Raw genomic sequence first — 20,870 nt, forward strand, 5'->3', positions numbered from 1 at the left:
AAATGAGTTGTGTTCGATGAATGCGTTGTTTTGAAGTCGCGAATTAGTGGTTGACCATGAATTCTTTCGTGTTGATCAACGCCCACATTAAGTCTTTGAGCCCTGCTCCCGGGTCATCCGAACCGGCGACATAACTCAATGCAATCTCCCGTTCCTGATCAGTTGGAAAACGGCTGACGGTGCGGAGATACGCCTCTTCCACGGCTTGGTCTGCGACAAAGTCCGCTGGCTTCTTCGTTTTCTGTTCATCCTTGGGAAGCTTATCCAGCTGTCGTTCAACATTCGCGATTCGTTTTTCTAACAAAGCGATTTGCTCAGTATCCTTGGATTTCTTAGCCTTCACCAGTTGCCGCATGAGACTCTTGAACATCTGTTCGCCAGCTTTTCGTCGATTGGCCTGTCGATTGTTGGAAGCATTCTTATTGGGTTGTCGACCGGTCAGCTGAGCGACCCAACTCCCTCGACCGTCGAGCATTTCCAGCGTCTCTCGGTCATTGCGGACAAAGAGCGTTTGCAGCAGGCTTGCTTCCGATGAGCGGTCACAATCGCAATTGCTTTCGCGACTTGAACGTCCAAAGACTGCCAGTGCATAGTCGGTTCCAGAATTTGCATTTCGTGGAGGTGATGTCCGTGTCAGGGCACGACCTTTCAAATCGCTGGAGAACGTTTTTGCACGTGCATCATTGGTTGTCGCCATCGTAAGGGCATCGAATGCCACTTCCGCTGGGAGTCGTCGCGGGACAGATCGGCTGAAGTTTCGTTCATCCTGAATGTTTGTTTCATTCGGTTTCCATGAGCGCTGATAGGTGTCGGAGAGACAGATCTGTCTGTGAACCCATTTCATATCGTACCCACTATCGATGAACCCTTGTGCAAGGTAATTGAGTAACGCTTCGTTACTGGGAGGATTCCCCAGTGACAGGTCATCAGTCGGTTCGACGATGCCCTTGTTGAAGTAGTTGGCCCACACGCGATTAACGAACGCTTTTGCAAAGAGTTGTGTTGGGCTTTGGCGAAGCCAGTCCATCAGAGCGGTTCGCGGATCATCAACGTTACCAACATCGACGACCTGCTCTCCCAAAAGCTTGGCAGATTTCGCAGGTATCTTCACGTTGCGACCTTTCGCCTTTGCGGCTTGCAGCCTTTTCCTTGCTGCCGGGCTGAGACGAGGTTTGTTGATGACAACTTCCGGAAATGGAATCGCTTTCCCTTCTTTGAGTGCTTTTTCTACAGCTCGTCGCTGCTCGTTTCCACGAAGCCCTTCCAGTCCGAGCTCTTTAATCATTTTGTTGTATTCCGCGCGGTCAGACCCATTCCTGGCGAAATTCACGCGGGCAAAGAACTGTTCGAACTCCTGAAAATCGGTCTGGGTCCAAACATCAAATGGATGTTTGTGGCATTGTGCGCACTGGATTCGTGTCGCCATAAACGTGTAAGCAAATCCAATGGCTCGGTCTTCAGTTTGACGGAATGTGTTTCGTCCCCAGAAATAGATGAGTCCTTCCTGATCAGCAAACGACGCGTTCTTGTCAGCGGCATAATGACTCATGCGTTCGGAATACTCACGATAGCTTTCGCCTGGTTGACGGCTTTTGGCGACGACAATATTTTCTACGATCTCGTCGTAAGGAACATTTTCATTGACTCGCTTGTAGATCCAGTCGTACCAATCTTGACTCCCACGCTGACGCGAGGCTGGGTTGACATTATTCAACGAGGCATCTGAGCTGCCCGTCCAGTCGCTCAACTGAACTGTCCACCAAGCTGAATAAGCAGGAGTTTCAAGAAGTTCGTCAATTTTCTGCTCTCGCTTGTCAGGAGAACTGTCCGCCAAGAATGCACGAACTTGACTTGGAGTCGGCAGTGTGCCGGTCATGTCGAGACTCACCCGTCGCAAGAACTCCGCATCATCGCAAACATCTGATGGAACAATACCCATCTTTCGGAGTTTTGTAATCACGTGTTGGTCGATGTCGGTCCGTCCAGCGATTTGCGGATAACGATCTCCCGTTTGATCTGAAACAGGTCGCAGCACAGGAACGGGAACAACAGCCTTATCGTAAGCGACCACAACGTGTGAATCCCCAACTTCTCCCGACGACACAACTCCATCTTCATTGATCGAACAAATCATGTCGTCATTGGTGGTATAGCGACACATGACGGTCACATCTTCTTGAGTTCCGTCTTTCCAAACTGCAATAACCTTCAAAGGTTCCGTTTGCCCTTTCCCGGAAAAAACAACTTCTTTGGGGGTCACCACAAGTTCGATAAGTTCAACCGGACTCTCAACAGGCTTCGCTCCGCCTTTGATCCAGTTCAAGAAGATATTGTACTCCCAACTTCCCACATCCATTCGCTTCCCACCCTCGTGGGTCTCAGTGAGAGTCGCTTTCTGGAGTGCGTAACTTTCAACCGGCTCATCCAGGTCGATTCGCTCACCCATCCCTTCATGATCCATCTTAAAGTCATAGCCGAAAAGGGAGAGACGAAAGCCTCCTTGTCCCTGAAACGATCCATGACACGCACGACCATTGCACCCGAGTCGCCCCATCATTGGAACAACGTGCTTTTGGAAGTCAGGAATTTCTTCAACGTTTTGACCTTCAAATCGCTGTCGCACACTTTCGATCGTTTCCGCAGCATGGGTCGACTGCAACGTCGAGGCCGCAACAACCGCGAAAATCGGGATCAGGAGAGAGAGTTTCATGGAGTTCATTGAAAACCTTTTCAATTGACGAAGATCAGCGAAACGAGTCTTTGTCGATTCATCTTTTTTCTGGTGGGGACTTTTTATTCGAAGCAGATTTCTTATTTCGCGAAGCTTCTTTTTGGTTCGGCCCCTTTTGTCTCGCCGTCGTTTGCGATTTCGAGTTCACCGTTTTCTTACGGGTGATCGATCGTGAACGAACCGATTTCATTAAGCGATCAAGATCGCGATCTGCAATTGATTCACTTTCAGTTTCCAGTTGAGCAACTTGTTCTTCTAATCGTTTGAGACGTTCCTGAAGTTTTTTTTGCTCAGCTTGATAGAGTGTTTTTCGAAGCTGGTTTCGTTCCATCAACAGCTTCTTCGCCTGCTCGCGTGTCTCCTCTTCCATTCCACTGGCAGAACGGGCTACCAACAATCGGACGCGTGAATCAATCTTCCAGAGTTCCAGTTCCATGCTGTATCGCTCTGGCAATCGATCTTTGTAACGCGACAATCGTTCACTGGTGCGAAAGAGTTCCGAGATCGCAGACTCATATTTTCCGGGAGACATCTCTTTGAGTTGCAACAGCAGCGAAGACAGCTCCTCGTGATGTTCCTTCGCAAAAGCCAATCCTGCTGCTTCGCGCTCTGGCGTCATCGAGACGCGCCCGGAAACTTTCTGCTGGGCGAAAAGCGACTCAATACCAACCTGAGTGAACAGCACCGTTACCAGCAAAGCAGTTGTCAACAAGCCAGTAAAATTTCTCGTACAAGCTCGAAGAAGACGAGGCATAATCATAAGGTCTCTCCATCTTCTCCATGATTCATGAAATCCAGATCGTCTTCCAAGCTGGATGCTTCAACAGCTGCAAACATCCAATCTGGAACATCGAGTTCCACCGCTGCGTGCGTTGCATTCGCCTCATCATTTGACTCGGCAGGCAGATGCTCGTCGGTACTCATCAGTGTCCACAATGCCATCGCTTCGAGATCTTTTGATTGCCCCTCCGAATCGACCTCAGCGACATTTTGCAAAGTTGAATTCGAAGACGATGCTTGATCCCTTACGCCAATTCCGACAACAACAAGGAGGGCCAGCGATGTCGTCAGCAGTGCTGCGATTCGAACAATACTTCGCCGGGCATGAGCAGGCTGATCGCTCGAAACAGTACACAGATTTGAAACAGCACTGGACTGCGAAGAAGCGATAGAAGTCTTACCCTCACTCAACTGCAGGCCTTGGTGAATCAAAACAACGTCCGCCAAGGCGTCCTGAGCAGCGAGGCTCGAACTGAGTTGCGTCTCAAATTCAGCACGCTCAGTTGCGGGCATCTCATCGGTGAAATAGCGATGTGCCTGAAGCAACAGTTCAGAATTGTGATTGGTCTCGGACATAATTCTTCTATCAGTATCACTCTGCTGATCCCGGTCAGTGGGGATCGTGCTTATTGACCAAGATCGCGTTTCAAGACGACCTGAAGTTTTTGTAATGCCGAACGCATTCGCGTCAGGACGGTCCCCAAAGGGAGTTTCAATTCATCAGCGATTTGCTGAAATGTTTTCTCTTCATAGATTCTCAGGGAGACGATTTGTTGCAGATTGTCTGGCAGTTCACTCAGGGCTTCGCGAACTTTATTGGCGGTTTCCCACTGGAGAAGATTTTCACCAGGGCTTGAATGACGCCCTGAGTTCTCAGTCGCCCTCAACTGATTCTCAACTCGACTGACGGCTCGCTTATGAATCCCAGCCTTACGGCGAATTGCCATGGCTTCGTGATACCCAACCTGAAACAACCAGGCTTTTTCCGATCCAGGCTGAACATTTCCTCCAGATAACAACGCTTTCGTGAAAGTCGTTTGGACGGTCTCTTCCACCAGCGCATGATTACGTAACAGTCCAAACAAAAAAGCGGACAACTGAGAGAAGTATTCATCGTGCCACTTCGTCAAACGAGCAGGATCAAGCTGTTTTGACTCATCAGTTTCCACGAAATACTTCCCCTCGCCTGCTATTAAGATGCATCGGAGCTCTTTTTTATTTTGATAAAGTTCACCAAAATCCGCGAGGAGGGGGAGATGAACCCCGTAAACCACTTTCTAGTAACAACTTACAACTCAAAGGCATTTTTTCTTTGTTCACGCCAGAAAGCAAATCCTGAACCGCAAGGCCGGATCTCTTCCCTAAGTTTCCTGTTTGTTATGAAGCGGAGAGTTCCGCTGTTCAACGAAATCCGGCAAAACGTTGCGAAGGGCATAAAACTCCTGGCAATTCGGATCATCTCGCGAATGATGAAGTCGATAGATTGAAGGGGACTCTGTGCCTTCTCACCAGCTTCAGTCTGCAGGCATGATGCCAAATGTGCGATTCGTGTCCCAAACTCTCAGTCTGTACTGATTGGTAGCGGCTCTCCTCAATAACAATGTATGCTGAAGATGTTCTTACCTGATGAATCTTGGAACAACTGAAATGCTGACCCTTCAGAACGTCCAAAAGAAACACCTCACGGCCTTTGGCTTGCGACAACTCACCCTGCTGAGCGTCTGCCTCTTCCTGATGAGCCAACCCGCTGCAGCCGATGAGGTATTACTGAAAGATGGAACTCTGCTCGACGGAACTGCTGTCAAAGTTCCTGGACTCACTGCCTCAGTGGTCAATCGAAACGTCAAAGGAAACGTCCGCATTGACCAGTTCTGGATGATTGACGATGACGTGCGCCGATATTTTGTCAATCGATTACTCGTCGAAGATGTTTTGGAAAGCGATGACCTCGCGAGACAAATCACTTTTGACCTGAAACATCAGCGTACCAGCCGCAAAGCGGGACCATCGACTGTAGGGGGGTTTTCACAGATCGAACCATTTGACCAGTTCGGCAGGCGGACAGTTTTCCTCACCGTCAATCAAGAGCGAACCCCAATCATCCAGGGGATCACCGAACTCCGGCCCAATTCGTTCAAAGTCGATTCTCTCACTCACCAGTGGGAATACTATCTCGACACCTACACGCTCCAGCCCGAAATTCTGCTTTCACTCATTGAACAAGCTTCTAACCGTTCCGATCCAAACGAACGAAAGGCAGCGGTTGTCTTCTTTGTTCAAGCCAAAATGCTGAAGCAGGCTGAAGCGGAACTCGACCGCATCTCGGAAGAGTTTCCCGAACTGAAAGACTGGGCAGAGGACTACCGAAGCCAAATCTATGAAGCACGCGCTCGAGAAAGTTTTCACGAAATCGATTCTCGCCGCAAAGCCGGACAACACCAACTCGCAATCACTTTTGCCAAAGCAACTCCTGTGGATAAGGTGAGCGGAACGCTTTACAGAACGTCACGAGAAATACTCGCCGAGTACGAGGAAGCATTACAAAAACGAGACGAAGTCGTCCTCATGCTCGATATGTTGCAGGCAAAGATCGATGAGAAGCAGGCCGACAAACTACGTTCGCTGCGAGCAAAGCTTCTTGCTGAACTGACAATCGATACGATTGATCGGCTCAACCCTTTCCTGCGCTCTAAGGTTGATGACTCACTCTCCCCAGACCAAAAACTGGCGCTGGCCTACAGCGGTTGGGTTCTGGGCGAAGCAAATGCAATCCTTGACTTGAACGAAGCGATTCTTCTTTGGAAAGCTCGTTTCCTGACTCTGGAATTTCTACGCAATGCCGAGGACCCACTTCATGACGACGAGTTAATCGAACAACTGACCGGGCTGGAATTCATCGGAATGGAACGTATCGTTCAGATGATCCCTCTGCTTCCGCCACCACTCATGGGGCCGTTCCTTCCTCCCGGACAAATCGATCAGCGAGTCGTCCCCGTCAGCGCGGATGAAGCTCCAACGAGTTATTCGATCATGCTTCCTCCCGGCTATTCACCACATCGCGAGTACCCCTTGCTGGTCGTGTTGCGTGCAAGCGGCCGGACAGAAAACGAAACTCTCAACTGGTGGGGCGGTAATCAACAAAAACAAGGCTGGTCGCAACGACGAGGCTACATCGTCATCGCTCCGAAATACTGCGACGAGATCGCCACTTCGTATGGAGGAAACACAACCGCCCATGAAGTCGTGACGAAGTCCATTCAGGACGTCAGAAAACGGTATCGAATTGACTCAGACCGCGTTTACCTTGCCGGCCACGGAATGGGAGGGGATGCCTGCCTCGATATCGGAATGTCTCGCCCAGACTGGTTCGCCGGGGTGATTCCGATCACTGGTGTGTGCGGAAGGATTTGCAATTACTACTGGGAAAACGGACCAGATCTCAGTTGGTATCTCGTAAACGGCGACCGCGATCGCACCACACTCGATACAAACGCAAACGTCCTCAACACGATGATGAAACACCGCCAGAATGTCATTCTGTGCGTCTACAAAAGTCGTGGCTATGAGTCCTACTACGAAGAGCAGGAAAAAATCTTTGCATGGATGCAACTGCAACAACGTCCTCCACTTTCCGAAGTCAAAGAGTTTGAAGCTGGAACAATGCGGCGATCGGAAAGCAGCTTCAACTGGATCGACGCCAAAGGACTTCGAGACGATCTGTTCCCAGCAGACATTTATTCACAGCGCAAAGCGAAACCAATCTTTGGAAAAGCAACACCAGGAAATGTTGTCTATGCTCAGGTCCCAGGCAGCGGAGTCACAGTCTGGCTGGCACCAGAACTTGTTGACTTCGACGAACGGATTCAAATCCGCTTCAACATGAAACGTGGCCGGAACGAATTCATTCAACCTTCGATCAAAACCATGCTGACTCGCCTCAGAGAAACCGGTGACCGAAAACGCCTTTACTGGGCCAAAGTCGAATTGTAAGAGAGACTCGAACAACACACCGACACGCCGCCCCGCATCATGCGACTCGCTTCATGCTGGTCTCACAGAATTTTCCTGTCCCAGATCGTCGAATGTTGTTCGACTCGGTACGCGCAAGATATCACCTACAATTGCTCAAACAGACAGTTGCTGAGTCAATTGTCCATACTGTCCAAACTGTTCATGAAGCCTGAGGCATCGCTCGGAAGTCCGCTGTTCCCGAGTCGTGTCACGTCCCCCAATACCTTTCTTCACTGATGCATCCTGAAGCTTCTCTTGACGAGTCTTCCCGGGTCATGCAGACTTTCTGGGACACTTTCGCGCTTCTTCAGCCAATCCAAGATTGGTTATGACGCCTGCCTCGTTAAGAGCAGACTTAGAAGCCATGTCAGTGAACGTCTCGGGCACGATACGCATCGAAAATGCTCTCGTACCTGCGGTACTCAACCGGGCTAACAAAACAGAGGGCAAACTGTGAAGACTTGTCAGGCCAAGTGGCTCTTATCTCTGATATGTCTTGCGTTTCTTGCTATCCGCGTCCCCATCATGTACCTGCAACCGGGCGGACAAGATGAAGACTGCTACGCCGTCCCGGGGTTCACAATCCTGAGTAGTGGAATCCCAAAACTCCCACACGTTCCCGCACGCAATCCAGAATCCGTGTACTACCACGCCGACGAAGCTCTCTACTCGGAACCTCCACTCTACTTCTATTATCAAGCACCCTTCTACCTGATTTTCCCCGCAGTTTACGGAACAGCTCGGTTGGCCTCCGCCTTAGCGGGAGTCGTGTTGCTGGGACTGGTATACCGCCTGTGCCGCGAGATCGGCATTTCCTCAATCGCCTCGCTCTGGACTGTAGCGATGCTGTCAATTTCGCGATGGTTTTACTTTCCCGCCACTACAGCTCGACCAGACATCCTGTGCGCGACTTTTGGAGTCGCTGTCATTCTCATGCTTTTGAAGTGGCAAGAAACAAGAAACGTGAAGAGTCTTTTTCTGGCAGGTCTCGGAATCGGGCTGGGTGGTTTGACTCATCCGTTTGCCATTGTCTACGCCATTCAAGCTGCAGCGTGGGTTGCGATTTGCTCACGTGGCTGGCAGCGACTAAGAAATCCACTCATTCTTGGAGCGGTAGCAGGGCTCGCTTGCTCGCTTTGGATTCCGCTCATCGCGATGCATCCGGAAGTCTTTCGTGTACAATTCACCAATCAGCTCCTCAGCGACTATGGCCCTCCACTTTGGGAGCGCGCCATCTTTCCGTTGGAATCGATGGAGTACCACGCCCGGCATCTTTGGGCACACATTGGAACTCTACAAGCGATTGTCGTGCTAGCTGGCTTGACGATGACGAGCCTGCATGCCTTTCGGTCCGCGAAGACTCACCTGCTCGCCGTTTGTCTGTGTGCCTGGTCATCCATATACATCCTTTCTGTCGCAGTCGGCACACATCATCCGACTCTGGGATACTGGGTCTACTTCGCAGCTCTCGCTTTTCCGAGTGTCGGAGCGGCCATAGAGCAACTGTTCGAAATGCAGGAAAGAGTGACGATCCCGAGGACTTCCCCGAACTTTGCGAGGGCAGGCTACAACAATGAAATCAGAAGCGAGCCAAAGGACGATCAGACAACTCGACCGCCTCCACGACCAGAAAACGGAGGAAGAAAAAACTGGCCGTTCTACTTCGCGGTCGTCAGTCTCTGTGCTTTTGTATTTCTGCCTGGTTCAGGTCTGCGCACACTTGCTGTCCACCTGACCCACTTGGACGATCCGAATTACAATTCACCACGATTTGCACGTAATCTCATCCAGAGCATGCCTGCCCAGAGCGTATACGCTGTAGACACACAGTTTGCATTTGATTTCGTCGCTTCGGGTCGAACCACACTTTTAGCGCAAATCATGCCGCAATACTTTCAGCTTCAAGAGACTCAATACGACTATCTCATCCTCAGCCGTTACGGCGATCAGAGTGAACTCGAGCGTCACCTCACTGTGAAGTTCATCCACGCATATGGTCTCAAAGAAGACAAATGGGCCTGCTACGCCGAACTGTACTCAAAAAAGCTCCCCGACACCCAACCGTAGCAAGCCATCAAGGCATTGCGCCATAAGACCAATATTTTGGGCGCTGATTGGGATGCGCGTAAAAAAACAGCACACTTTTTTAGAGTGTGCTGTTTTGAAACTTTATGGCGTCAGTGTTCAGATATTAACTGACTGCGCTTTTGAGAGCTTCTGCTTTGTCGGTGTTTTCCCAAGTGAAGGCGTCTCCGGTTCGACCGAAGTGGCCGCCGTGAGCGGTTTCTCGGAAGATTGGTCGACGGAGTTGAAGGTGTTCGATGATTCCCTTTGGATTAAGTGGGAAAACTTCGCGAACGGCTGCTTCCAGTTTGGCTTCATCGACAGTTGCTGTCCCGTTGGTATCAACTCGGATACTCACAGGGTCAACGACACCAATGGCGTAAGCAAGTTGAACTTCGCATTCGGTGGCCAAGCCGGAAGCGACGATATTCTTGGCAACATAGCGAGCCATGTAAGCTGCTGAGCGGTCGACTTTGGTCGAGTCTTTTCCACTGAAAGCCCCTCCACCATGTCGTCCCCAACCGCCATAAGTATCGACGATGATTTTTCGCCCGGTCAATCCACAGTCACCATGAGGGCCACCGATGATAAACTGACCTGTTGGGTTCACGTGGTATTGTGTTTTGTCGTTGAGAAGCTCTGCGGGAACGGTCGCTGGAAGGACGTTCTCACGAACATATTCTTCGATCTGTTTTTGATTGACCGATTCACGGTGCTGTGTTGATAAAACAACAGCTGTGATGCCGACGGGCTTTCCATCTTCGTATTGGATAGAGACCTGACTTTTGCTATCGGGGAGCAACCAGTCAACGTCGTTTTTAAATCGCAAATCTGCAAGGTGGTTTAAAATTCGATGCGAGATTGCAATCGGCAACGGCATGAGTTCTTCGGTTTGATCACAGGCGTATCCGAACATCAAGCCCTGGTCACCCGCACCATCGGTATCGACACCCATCGCGATGTCGGCACTTTGCTGGTGAAGCCGAACAGCGACTTCGCAGGTATCGGCGTTAAAGCCGATGTCGTCGCTGGTATAACCGATCTCGCGAACGGCTTTGCGGGCGACTGCTTCGTAGTCAACGTCGGCACTGGTGCGAATTTCACCAGCGAGCATCAGAAAGTCGGTTGTGCAGAGAGTTTCACAGGCGCATCGAGAATTGGGATCCTGCTCGAGCAAAGCATCTAGAACGCCATCGGAAACCTGATCCGAAACTTTGTCCGGATGCCCCATGCTGACCGATTCGCTGGTGAAGATGAAATTATTTGCCATGGGTCGAAGATCCTTTTGAAGTCCAAATGTCCTTTGGGGAGTATGAGCTTAGTTCGCCCTCCTCGATGTAAGGCAGTGCCGTGAGACAGTGCCACTCGGGAAGGAGAATCCTGTCCGTATACAATGACGGTGACAGGGGCGATAGATTCGCAATTCAAATGATTCCGCGAAGTAAAACTTCGAGAAGACTGCGATATTAACCACGTCGAAGCGGGAAAACTATCCTATTGAATTCAATAGCATTGGCGAACGCACAATTGAAGCAGGATGAGAGATTTCCCGACGATTGGGAAACGAAAAAGACGACTCTGAGAGAGTCGTCTTTCGATATCAAGAGATCATCAAGATCACTGAGTGGATTCCCACTGAGTCAACTATGACGACTGACTCTTCTTCTTCAATGAAGAAAGCCGTGATTTAGTACGAGCCGCCACATTTTTGTGAATGAGCCCTTTTGAAGCTGCCTGATCGAGCTTCTTCACCGCGAGGCGAAATGCAGACTCTGCAGCAGCCTGATCATCAGCGGTCACTGCTTCGCGAGCCTTTTTGAGGACAGTCCGTAACGCAGCGCGTTGCGGCTTTTTAGCAAGACGACGTTTCTCGCTTTGGCGAAGAGCTTTTTTTGCGTTGGGTGAGTTCGGCATAATTGATTTAGTAGAAGTACAAACTCAATGAGTGGCAATCCTGACGCAGTTCCACCGCAGTTCAGGCCAAACAGGCATCATAGCGACAGGATTCGACTCCTTCCAGAGAAAATCGACTCCTGATTGCGAAATTTCTGATTCCGAGGCTTCCCACTCATTGTTTTTGATTACAATAGCAGGCAACTATCCAATTGCCTGAGAATTTTGCCTGTCGCATTTCACATGTCAGACCAACCATCAAGCGAAGTTGCTCCCATTGAGGAACAACGGGAACCGTGCCCTACTCCGCTCGAATCTCAAGATATTGTCCATTCTTTCCAGGAAGAAATGCGGCAGGGGCCGGTGGCTTTTGAAGGTGGAACCGTGACAGCGACCCAATTCGGGAGTGGACCCCCGCTGATTTTCCTCCCCGGAACTCTCGGCACACCAAGGCTTTACGCACTCACAGCCTGGCTTCTGAGAAATGATCGACAATGCTGGTTGCTCGATCACCCACAGTTCGACAAAAACCCGCCCGAGAGCGAACTCGTTGCCAAATCAGCAGACGCTTACGCAAGCGTCCTGACTGAACTGTTTGGCGGGCCTGTCGACATCTACGCCTCAACATTCACCGTCCCTATTTGCCTGCGAATGATGTCTACGACTCCGAATGTCGTGAAGAAGGCAGCCTTGCAAAGTGGTTGGATGGAAGGAACCTTAACAACTGCGGAGCGTCTCCTGTTGAAAATTGGGAAACGCCTCCCCGTCACAATGCGGAGAGTTCCGGGCTGGGTTTCGACGCAAATCCAGAATCACCGCCCCTGGTTCCCACCATTTGATAAAACAAGATTCAGCTTTCTGCTTGGTGAGACGTACCAGACAAACGTTTCTGATGCCTCGCGAAGGATGCTGGCATCAACACATACAGATCTACGTGAGCGAGTCAAAGAGATCCCCCATGAGATTCTCATCCTGAGAACCGAGGGTGACGGACAATATATTACAGATCAACAAGAGTGGCTGAATAAGCAGTTGACGAACTCGCAAGTCTCCTGGATGCACACCTCTGGACATTACCCGTACCTGACTCACCCGCACCGTTTGGTGAAATCGCTGCGTGAGTTCTTTGAGATCCCGAAATCAGAAACAGCATGACCGATCAAGAACTGCCCGAACCTTTGGATGTCATCGCAGTAGGTGCCCATCCCGATGATGTCGAAATCGCAATTGGCGGGACACTTGCCAACCTCGTCAAACAGGGTTACCGCGTCGGAATCGTCGACCTAACAGATGGTGAACCGACTCCGTTGAGCCCCGGTCCCGAGGTCCGAGCACAGGAAGCCTTGGATGCGGCAGAAATCCTGGGCGTACAGGTTCGAGAGCAACTGGATCTCCCAAATCGACGCCTCTTTGATAATTATGAGTCACGAGTGGCGCTCGCCAAGGTGTTTCGACGCTATCGCCCATCGGTTGTTTTGGGTATCGCAGACAAAACTCCAATGGCCTCCCCCGATCACTGGCAAGCCATGCAAATCACCGACGCCGGGGTCTTTTATTCCCGACTGACGAAGTGGGATGCCGAATTCGACAATTTGCCGGTTCACACTGTGAAACAATTATTATGGTATCCACTCGGTTTTGGATCACTGAAATCTGCGGACCAACCGGGAGCCTTTGTGACCGACATTTCTGGCTGTCTGGAACAAAAAATGGCAGCGATCCGAGCCTACAAAACACAGTTTCCGCCTGAAAAGAAACGAGTTTTCACCCTCGTTGAGAGTCAAGCCCGCCTGTTGGGACAAACCCACAATATTGAGGCAGGCGAACTTCTGATTTCACCTAAACCCAATGTCGTGAAAGACCTTGTTCAAACATTCGGGCTTTGAAAGCGTGACGACTCCGGGGAAGACGCGAGTCCATAAGAGTTGAAACCTGTTCGCAATGAATGGGGTACAATGCCGAAACCGACTGTTGCTAACGAAGGTGCTTACAGAGATGCCTGAAAAAGAGACGCCTGAAAAACTGTCACGAAGACCCTTTTCGACACTTCTTGCCATCATCATGGCCTACTGCATCACAACCTGCAGCACAGCATTGGCTGGGGTGGGCGATGTGATCAGCGAATTTGAGCTCAATGACTATCAGGGCAAGAAATACACCCTCTCCGACTTTGACGAGTCACAACTTGTCGTTCTCGCATTTATCGGAACAGATTGCCCCCTGGCGAAACTCTACGCCGGTCGACTGGAGCAGCTTTCGCAGCAATACGGCAAAGAACAACTCACCATCATCGCGGTTGATTCACTCATCCAGGATTCCATATCGGAAATCGCTGCGTGGGCGCGAGAGCACAAACTGACCTACCCGGTTCTTAAAGATCCGGCCCAAACTCTCGCCGACGCAGCCGGGGCACAACGAACTCCACAAGTCTTTCTGCTTGATCAACGTCGAACCATCCAGTACGAGGGCCGCGTTGATGATCAATACGTCATCGGAATCGTCCGCGATCAACCGACTCGAACCGATTTGAAAATTGCGATTGATGAATTACTCGCCGGCAAGCAGGTTTCGGTCAAGCAAACTCAGCCACTAGGCTGCATCATTGCACGAGCACAGAAACCCAACGAAAACAGTTCGGTCACTTACTCAAACCAGATATCGAGAATCTTTCAGAAGAACTGCGCAAGTTGCCACCGCGAAGGTGAGGTCGCGCCGTTTTCACTTGAGACCTACGAAGATGTCCTCGGCTGGGGACCGATGATCGAAGAAGTTGTCCGCGAACAACGAATGCCACCCTGGCACGCTGATCCAAAACATGGAAAATTTGCGAACGACAGCAGCTTGACCGCACAAGAGAAAAAACTCATTTACGAATGGGTTAAGAACGGATCTCCTCAAGGAAACCCGGCTGACCTTCCGGAACCAGTTGAGTACGTGAGTGGCTGGCAACTCCCGAAAGAACCAGACGTTATTTTCGAAATGGCAGAGAAGCCATTCAAGGTCGCTGCCGATGCAGGGCCGCGAGGAATTCCCTACCAACGCTTCTGGGTCGATCCGAAATTCACAGAAGACAAATGGGTTATCGCCTCTGAAGCGAAGCCGGGTAACAGTGCTGTTGTCCATCACATTATTGTTTATGTCCACCCAAACGGGATGCACACGCGCGAGCACGAATTCTTCTGTGCCTACGTCCCTGGTTTAAGAATAGAGAACTATGCTGAAGGGATCGCCAAGAAAATCCCAGCTGGCTCTGCGTTGCGATTCGAGATGCACTACACGCCGGTGGGGACCGAGCAGGAAGACCTGAGCACTGTCGGTTTCATCTTCACAGAACCGGAAAAAGTGACACACAAGATCGTCACGATGCACGCGGGAAATGCTTCCTTCGAACTGAAACCTTTCAAGTCTGACCAGGTTGTCACAGCACGATCGGGTGAGAGCCCCGGAAACTTGAAGCTGCTTTCAATGTCTCCACATATGCACCTGCGAGGACAGTCCTTCAAGTACGAAGCCCTGCTCCCGGACGGAACACGTGAAGTGTTATTAAACGTGCCGAATTATGACTTCAATTGGCAAACTCGTTACGTCCTCGCTGAGCCTCGCGAAATGCCGAAAGGCACGCGACTTCTCTGCACCGCCAAGTTCGACAACAGCAAAGACAACCTCGCCAACCCTGACCCATCTGCCACTGTTCGCTGGGGCGATCAGTCATGGGATGAAATGATGCTCGGCTATTACGATGTCTTATTACCCGTGAACCCAGAAGAGGAAAACGACGCAAAAAACGTCCCCGCAAACTTACTCAATGTTGATCTTATCTTGAAACTTGTCGACAAAGATGGCGACAAAAGCGTCTCCCCTAAGGAGGCGGAGGCTCATCCGCTGATCAACAAGTCTTTCAAGAAAATGGACCTCAACAAGGATGGAGCAATCTCAGAAGACGAGCTGGATAAAGTGTTCCAACACCTGAAACAGAAGCGGAAAATCTGAGCCGAATCCATTTTCAAACCCGCATTTTTCAAATTGGTGTTCGCGACCCATTTCGTGGCAAACTGCTCTAGAAAAAGAAGAAGTAAATCCAGGGCCAAATCACAGCGATGACGAAGAGCATGAACAGCGCGAAGACTGCAGGAACACTGTTGTGCAGTCCAGTCATGCAGTTCATAAAGATTCCAAGTCCGATCATCGCAGCAAGGAGTGACACACCCATTCCAACAAAGCTTTTAAGGATCCGGTCTCCCCACCACATCGCTCCATTCGAAAATGCGATCTCTCGCTTCGCCTTTTCTCGATCTGTTCGGTCAAGCAGTTGCTCTGACCGGGTTGCCTGTACCTGCTCCGCCTGAGGTGCGTTAGATTCTTGCAGAGGCTGGTGTGAATTCTGTTGAGCAATGTCAGAAGAGCCCGAACCTTCTTCGGGCACGATATCCTCTTCCGAGACCGAACTTCCGAAGTTGACATAGATATACTTTACGGCAGAGTAAGATCCGTAGCCGACTCCCCCAATCACCAGCATCACGAGGAGAACCACGAGCGGGTTCGGCTCATCAGACCGCTTGGGAAGCATCTCATATGGAATCTGTCGAAGCTCGGTCATAGCCCCTACCCTGATGCGAGACACTCTGTTGCGAGATACTGCGAATTCTCCAAAGTCTACTTTCGCTCACACCATCACGAGCTGCAAGGCCTGTTACCTGCGGTATATTGGCGAAAGGTTCAGATCGCTCATCATGCTGTTCGGCTTCCAAAGCGGTTCGTTCGCTTCTTCTGGATTTGAGAAAATAATCTGATTCTCAGGAAGCAGCACGCAGCTCATGCTTCCGCCCGTTCCACCAGTCGTGTCGACAAGAAGTCTGGAGCGTGCGAACACAACTTGCGGGACATAAGCATGACCGGAAACGACAACCTGATGGCAATCCTCAGGAGGATCCTGAAATGGCAGCCTCTTCGAGCAAAGCCAACTCGGACGATTCAACGAGAAGTCACGAGCTGCCAAGATCCGTCTTTGAGTTTCAAATGGTGTTTTCGCTTCGAGACCTGAATGGACAAAATAATACTCGGGGTGTTCCACGGCCCAGGGAAGGTTCTCCAGCAAAGCTAAATGATCATCTGGCATCGCATCACGGAGCTTTTCGATTTCCCCAAATGGAACCTGATAGCTTTCGAAGGTTTGATGCGAACCGTAGTGATCCAGCCAACGACTGGCCCAATTATCCTCATCGGCAGCTTCATGAATCCCCAGCGATCCACTCATCGCAAGCTCGTGGTTTCCGGAAATCACAATAGTTCGCGGATGCTCTGCAATATTCGACAAGACGAGATCAATCACCCCTTTCGTGTCGGGACCTCGATCGACAAGATCGCCAATAAGTACGATCCAACGACGCTGGTAGTCTTCACGTTTTCGCAATCGATCCAGAATGCGTTTGAGCTTCTCAACCTGGCCGTGGACATCACCAATCACCGCAACCGGACCACTGATGCTCGTTTCAAACTTCACAATCTTCCTTCTTTGAATGCAATTTCGACACGGACCGCGAGCAGGAACACCGCTGGCTGAGACTCGTCACGACAAGTCTCGCGGAAGGTCGCTTTAAGCACTGGAGAGCCATCAATCCTGAGCGAGGTTTTACGGACGAGTAATGTTGCCGCTCAGCTTGACTTTGATCTTCCCGGTACATTTGGCCTGGGGAGGAGTGTTGACCCGCACAAACAGAATGCCGCTTTCAGATGGCTTCAGCTCTTTCGCATCGCCTAGCAGAAATGGGACTGGCGGCTTTTGGTTCCGCTTTCGCTTCACAGGGGCAATCATTCCGATGAGTGCTCCCGTGGGGACGCTGGAAATGAGATCTTGTGCGGCATCTTTTTGCACGTACCCTTTGGGGCCAAGCTCTTCGTTGACCATCAGTCGATAGGAACCGGTTGCTTCGACACGGATGGGCTGATCCTTGGTGACCATCACTCCGGCATTTGTCCAGCCACGTGAAACATCCAAATCCATGGTTGTCGACTTCCTGTCGAAAACCTCGTTCTCAAATTCTGTCAACTTCGACTTCACGCTTTCAGAGTTCGGTTTAATTTTCAGAATGGACTGCAACATCTCCTTGGCTCGCTCAACATCGCCCGCCTTTTCATAGTCGGTGGCGAGTTCAACCAGACTCTTCAGGAAGTCCTGTTCAACCTTTGCAGCTTTGGAATCAAGAGACTTAATCTCCGCCGGAGATGGTCGAGCACCTTGAGCCCACAACGGAGTTGCTGTAGCAGCGATCACGAGTAGGCCAACAAACCCGTTTTGAATTCGAGTGCGAAACATAAGAAACTCCCATCCCTTGAGGCATTGATTTCGGTCATGACATTTCAACTGAGCCAATTCAATTCAACTGAAAACGATACAATAAGTCTAGTGGCTTCTTCAATTTTAGAAAATCAGATGAACCGCAAAACTCGCTGTCGTGTAGTAAATTACCACTCCGAACATATCGCTTAAGGCGGCGATGAGCGGGGTCGACATAAACGCCGGATCGAGTCCGAGACGCTTGAGCCCCAAGGGGAGCATCGCCCCCGTGATCGTTCCCACGGACACGACACAAAACACCGTCAACATCACCACGACTGAAGCCTGATTCCCGACCATCAACTGTGCAAGGAAAAATGAGAGAGCCGCTAACACGGAACCGAGCAAGGCTCCGATTCGAATTTCTCTCCAGGCGATCCACGGGACTCTCCCTTTTGTCTCATCGAGCGCAAGAGCACGAATCACTAATGTCGCAGACTGCGACCCGGCATTCCCGCCGCTTGCGAGAACCATTGGAAGAAACAATACCATCCATGAGCCAGACTCCGTTGGCCCGACCAGTTGCAAAACTCTGGCAGTCAGGGAAGCTGCTCCAAGCAGAATAATGAGCCAGACCCCACGTTTTCTGGCGAGCTCAAAGAAGGGAGTCGCGACGTAGCCATCTTCGAGTGGCTGAACCGCCCCCAACATATGGGCATCTTCAGTGGCCTCTTCTTCCATGACGTCGGCCGCGTCATCGTGAGTTACGATGCCGACGAGACGGTTCTGATTGTCGACGACGGGAATCGCGATGAAGTCGTACCTTGCAATCTCCTGTGCAACGACTTCTTGATCTTCATCGACACGCACCGAGATCACATCTCGCTGCATGATATCCCCGAGTTTTGTATTCGGTTTTTCGAGGATCAATTTTCGTAACGAAAGAAACCCCTGCAGATGCCGGCCTTCATCAGTGACATAGACGTAATAAATGGTCTCTCGACTCGGCGCCTGAACACGCAATCGATCAAGAGCCTCTTTGACCGTAATCTCAACCGGGAGCGAAGCATACTCCGTGGTCATAATCGATCCGGCACTGTCCTCCGGATAAGAGAGCAACTTGCGAATGTCGCTCCGCTCCGCCTGGGCGACTAACCGCAGCACACTCTCAACATGCTCAGGATCGAGTCGCTCCAGCAAATCCACACGATCATCGGGAGACATATCTTCGATGATTTGCGAAAGTGCCTGGGTGCCAATCAGGTCAACGAGTTGGACCTGAAAGTGTATCGAGAAGAATGGGAAAATTTCGGCCTGAACTTCCGCCGGAGCATGTTTCAAGACTTCCCAAGCCTCAGTGGCTCCCAGTTCGTCGAGCATTTCTGCAACAACACCGGGAAAGAGTGCTTCGCAAAACTCGCGCAACCCTTGCTCGTCCTTCTCCTGAATCATCTGGAGCAGGTCAGGCATTAATAACGAGTGAAATATCGACGAAACCATGTTCATTCGAATGAATTGTGGTTGAAAGTGTGCGAGAAAAGCGAGCGGAATGCCAGTTCTGCGAGATTTTAGCAGAGTGAGAGGAAATCAGCGATGTGACAGCCGATGAAACAATGCAGAACGCAAGCAATAAGCCACATGAGGAAGCCCCTGACTCAATGTATCCGCACCATCGGCAAGGACTGTTCGCTCATCCATTCCAGACCTCCAAAGAATGGCGGAACTCTGGAGAAGAGGATTCGTGTCGACTTGACCATTGGAATCCTGCTAGTTAAAGTTCGCGATTCCACTGACGCAGGGGCTTTTGCGCAGATGCAATTATTGGCAAAGTCAATCCACCAGGATTGACGGAACCCGTTTGAAGCAAAGCAATTGGAAACATTGAAAGCGATTCGTGATGACTCACGTCCACTTTCATGGGAACGGTTATTGTTCGTTGCCGGTCCGCAAAAACAGATGAAATACTGAAGTGTCAGCGAGTATTTTTGAGATTTTCGTTACCAAGCACGGGTAACGGCTCAGCGTTATGAAATTCAAAACTGCGAATTGATTCATGCCTACAATTAACCAGTTAGTTCGAAAACCACGAAAAAAACTGACTTCCAAGTCGAAAACCCCTTTGCTTGAGGGTTCCCCTCAGCGACGTGGCGTCTGTTTGCATGTGCGAACAATGACACCTAAGAAGCCGAACTCTGCTCTGCGAAAAATCGCACGTGTTCGTCTTTCAAATGGGAAAGAACTGACAGCTTACATCCCCGGTGAAGGTCACAACCTTCAAGAGCACTCCATTGTTCTTGTGCGTGGTGGTCGTGTTCGCGACTTGCCCGGTGTTCGCTACAAAGTGATCCGTGGTGTCCTTGATACATTGGCAGTTAATGGTCGAAAGCAGGCACGTAGTCGCTACGGAGCGAAACGTCCTAAGTAAATTTCGGTTGTGTCGAACAACCACGAAGTTTGCCACCAAAGACAATACCGAAAACATTGTTGATTCAAGACAAATGTTGATTACATCTATTGTTGGAAATTGAGAAGTAGGTTCAGGATTCCATGGCTAAGCGGTTTACAGCGAGTCGAGATCAACTGATCGGAGACCCCAAATTCAATTCGAAACTCGTTTCGAAGTTCGTCAATTGCCTCATGCGTGATGGCAAGAAAAGCATCGCTCTACGAGTCTTCTACGACGCCATGGACGAAGTGGCGAAACGTATCACTGAAGAAGAGCCTTTGGAGGTCTTCACTCAAGCTGTCGACAACGTCAAGCCACAGATTGAAGTTCGCTCTAAACGAGTTGGTGGAGCCACCTATCAGGTTCCGACTCCAGTAAGCGCGAAGCGCCAACAAACATTGTCCATCCGCTGGATGCTGGAAGCTGTTCGCGGTCGTAAAGGCCGGCCGACCGCTCTCTCACTGGCTGATGAAATTGTTGCTGCCTACAAAAAAGAAGGTATCTCTGTCACTAAGCGAGAAAACGTACATCGTATGGCTGATGCAAACAAAGCATTTGCCCACTTCGCTTGGTAACATGCTCAAAGAAATCACGCCTGTCGTCCTGCAACGGATGGACAGGCTTTTTTTTTGAACTGAGTTCGAAGTCAGTTCAGCTCCAAGACGACAAAC

General features: G+C 50.5%; 17 protein-coding genes. 7 read left to right on the top strand and 10 right to left on the bottom strand.

Annotated features, from left to right (window positions below):
* Window positions 1-43: 43 nt before the first annotated feature.
* From Mal48_RS17025 to Mal48_RS17040, 4 genes are read right to left on the bottom strand one after another with little or no spacing between them, the layout of a single operon-like run.
* Window positions 44-2,719, bottom strand: a complete 2,676-nt coding sequence (locus Mal48_RS17025; protein ID WP_145202278.1) for a DUF1549 and DUF1553 domain-containing protein — start codon at window positions 2,717-2,719, stop codon at window positions 44-46.
* 49 nt (window positions 2,720-2,768) lie between these two features.
* Window positions 2,769-3,491 carry a DUF342 domain-containing protein gene (locus Mal48_RS17030; protein ID WP_145202281.1) on the bottom strand — a complete coding sequence of 241 codons (723 nt, stop codon included), beginning with the start codon at window positions 3,489-3,491 and terminating at the stop codon, window positions 2,769-2,771.
* The gene (locus tag Mal48_RS17035; protein ID WP_145202284.1) at window positions 3,488-4,087 is read right to left on the bottom strand and encodes a hypothetical protein; all 600 of its coding nucleotides are present in this window, start codon (window positions 4,085-4,087) and stop codon (window positions 3,488-3,490) included. Before Mal48_RS17035 ends, Mal48_RS17030 begins: the two co-directional genes overlap by 4 nt.
* Window positions 4,088-4,137: 50 nt before the next feature.
* Window positions 4,138-4,680 carry an RNA polymerase sigma factor gene (locus Mal48_RS17040; RefSeq protein ID WP_197441781.1) on the bottom strand — a complete coding sequence of 181 codons (543 nt, stop codon included), beginning with the start codon at window positions 4,678-4,680 and terminating at the stop codon, window positions 4,138-4,140.
* Between the two features lie 478 nt (window positions 4,681-5,158).
* On the opposite strand from Mal48_RS17040, the gene Mal48_RS17045 reads away from it, so the two are divergent.
* On the top strand, window positions 5,159-7,501 hold the full coding sequence (locus Mal48_RS17045) for a carboxylesterase family protein (RefSeq protein WP_197441782.1): 2,343 nt from the start codon (window positions 5,159-5,161) through the stop codon (window positions 7,499-7,501).
* A gap of 474 nt (window positions 7,502-7,975) precedes the next feature.
* Complete coding sequence (locus Mal48_RS17050) at window positions 7,976-9,589, top strand: ArnT family glycosyltransferase (protein WP_145202294.1); 1,614 nt, start codon at window positions 7,976-7,978, stop codon at window positions 9,587-9,589.
* A gap of 124 nt (window positions 9,590-9,713) precedes the next feature.
* Here the strand turns inward: Mal48_RS17050 and metK are convergent, their stop codons facing one another.
* Both metK and rpsT read right to left on the bottom strand, forming a co-directional pair.
* Complete coding sequence (metK, locus tag Mal48_RS17055; protein ID WP_145202297.1) at window positions 9,714-10,856, bottom strand: methionine adenosyltransferase; 1,143 nt, start codon at window positions 10,854-10,856, stop codon at window positions 9,714-9,716.
* 374 nt (window positions 10,857-11,230) lie between these two features.
* Window positions 11,231-11,500: a 30S ribosomal protein S20 gene (gene rpsT, locus Mal48_RS17060; RefSeq protein ID WP_145202300.1), complete on the bottom strand. Its 270-nt coding sequence runs from the start codon at window positions 11,498-11,500 to the stop codon at window positions 11,231-11,233.
* Window positions 11,501-11,722: 222 nt separating this feature from the next.
* Here rpsT and Mal48_RS17065 point away from each other — a divergent pair, with 222 nt between their 5' ends.
* The 3 genes from Mal48_RS17065 to Mal48_RS17075 all read left to right on the top strand — a co-directional run bounded on the left by Mal48_RS17065 (window position 11,723) and on the right by Mal48_RS17075 (window position 15,469).
* Window positions 11,723-12,634 (top strand): alpha/beta fold hydrolase, encoded by a 912-nt coding sequence (locus Mal48_RS17065; RefSeq protein WP_145202303.1) that lies wholly within the window; start codon window positions 11,723-11,725, stop codon window positions 12,632-12,634.
* A complete protein-coding gene (locus Mal48_RS17070; protein ID WP_145202306.1) occupies window positions 12,631-13,365 on the top strand; it encodes a PIG-L family deacetylase in 735 nt (244 codons plus the stop codon). The genes Mal48_RS17065 and Mal48_RS17070 overlap by 4 nt, the downstream gene beginning before the upstream one ends.
* Before the next feature lie 109 nt (window positions 13,366-13,474).
* Window positions 13,475-15,469 (top strand): redoxin domain-containing protein, encoded by a 1,995-nt coding sequence (locus Mal48_RS17075; protein WP_197441783.1) that lies wholly within the window; start codon window positions 13,475-13,477, stop codon window positions 15,467-15,469.
* 67 nt (window positions 15,470-15,536) lie between these two features.
* Here the strand turns inward: Mal48_RS17075 and Mal48_RS17080 are convergent, their stop codons facing one another.
* The 4 genes from Mal48_RS17080 to mgtE form a co-directional block, all read right to left on the bottom strand.
* On the bottom strand, window positions 15,537-16,076 hold the full coding sequence (locus Mal48_RS17080) for a hypothetical protein (protein ID WP_145202312.1): 540 nt from the start codon (window positions 16,074-16,076) through the stop codon (window positions 15,537-15,539).
* Window positions 16,077-16,169: 93 nt separating this feature from the next.
* Window positions 16,170-16,979 carry a metallophosphoesterase gene (locus tag Mal48_RS17085; protein WP_197441784.1) on the bottom strand — a complete coding sequence of 270 codons (810 nt, stop codon included), beginning with the start codon at window positions 16,977-16,979 and terminating at the stop codon, window positions 16,170-16,172.
* 129 nt (window positions 16,980-17,108) lie between these two features.
* Window positions 17,109-17,792, bottom strand: coding sequence for a tetratricopeptide repeat protein (locus Mal48_RS17090; protein ID WP_145202322.1), 684 nt, complete (start codon window positions 17,790-17,792; stop codon window positions 17,109-17,111).
* A 105-nt stretch (window positions 17,793-17,897) separates the two neighbouring features.
* Window positions 17,898-19,223, bottom strand: a complete 1,326-nt coding sequence (mgtE, locus tag Mal48_RS17095) for a magnesium transporter (RefSeq protein ID WP_231739648.1) — start codon at window positions 19,221-19,223, stop codon at window positions 17,898-17,900.
* 583 nt (window positions 19,224-19,806) lie between these two features.
* On the opposite strand from mgtE, the gene rpsL reads away from it, so the two are divergent.
* The gene (gene rpsL / locus Mal48_RS17100) at window positions 19,807-20,178 is read left to right on the top strand and encodes a 30S ribosomal protein S12 (protein WP_145202325.1); all 372 of its coding nucleotides are present in this window, start codon (window positions 19,807-19,809) and stop codon (window positions 20,176-20,178) included.
* A 122-nt stretch (window positions 20,179-20,300) separates the two neighbouring features.
* On the top strand, window positions 20,301-20,774 hold the full coding sequence (gene rpsG / locus Mal48_RS17105; RefSeq protein ID WP_145202327.1) for a 30S ribosomal protein S7: 474 nt from the start codon (window positions 20,301-20,303) through the stop codon (window positions 20,772-20,774).
* Window positions 20,775-20,870 lie beyond the last annotated feature (96 nt).

The sequence above is a fragment of the Thalassoglobus polymorphus genome (assembly GCF_007744255.1).
Taxonomy (GTDB): Bacteria; Planctomycetota; Planctomycetia; order Planctomycetales; family Planctomycetaceae; genus Thalassoglobus; species Thalassoglobus polymorphus.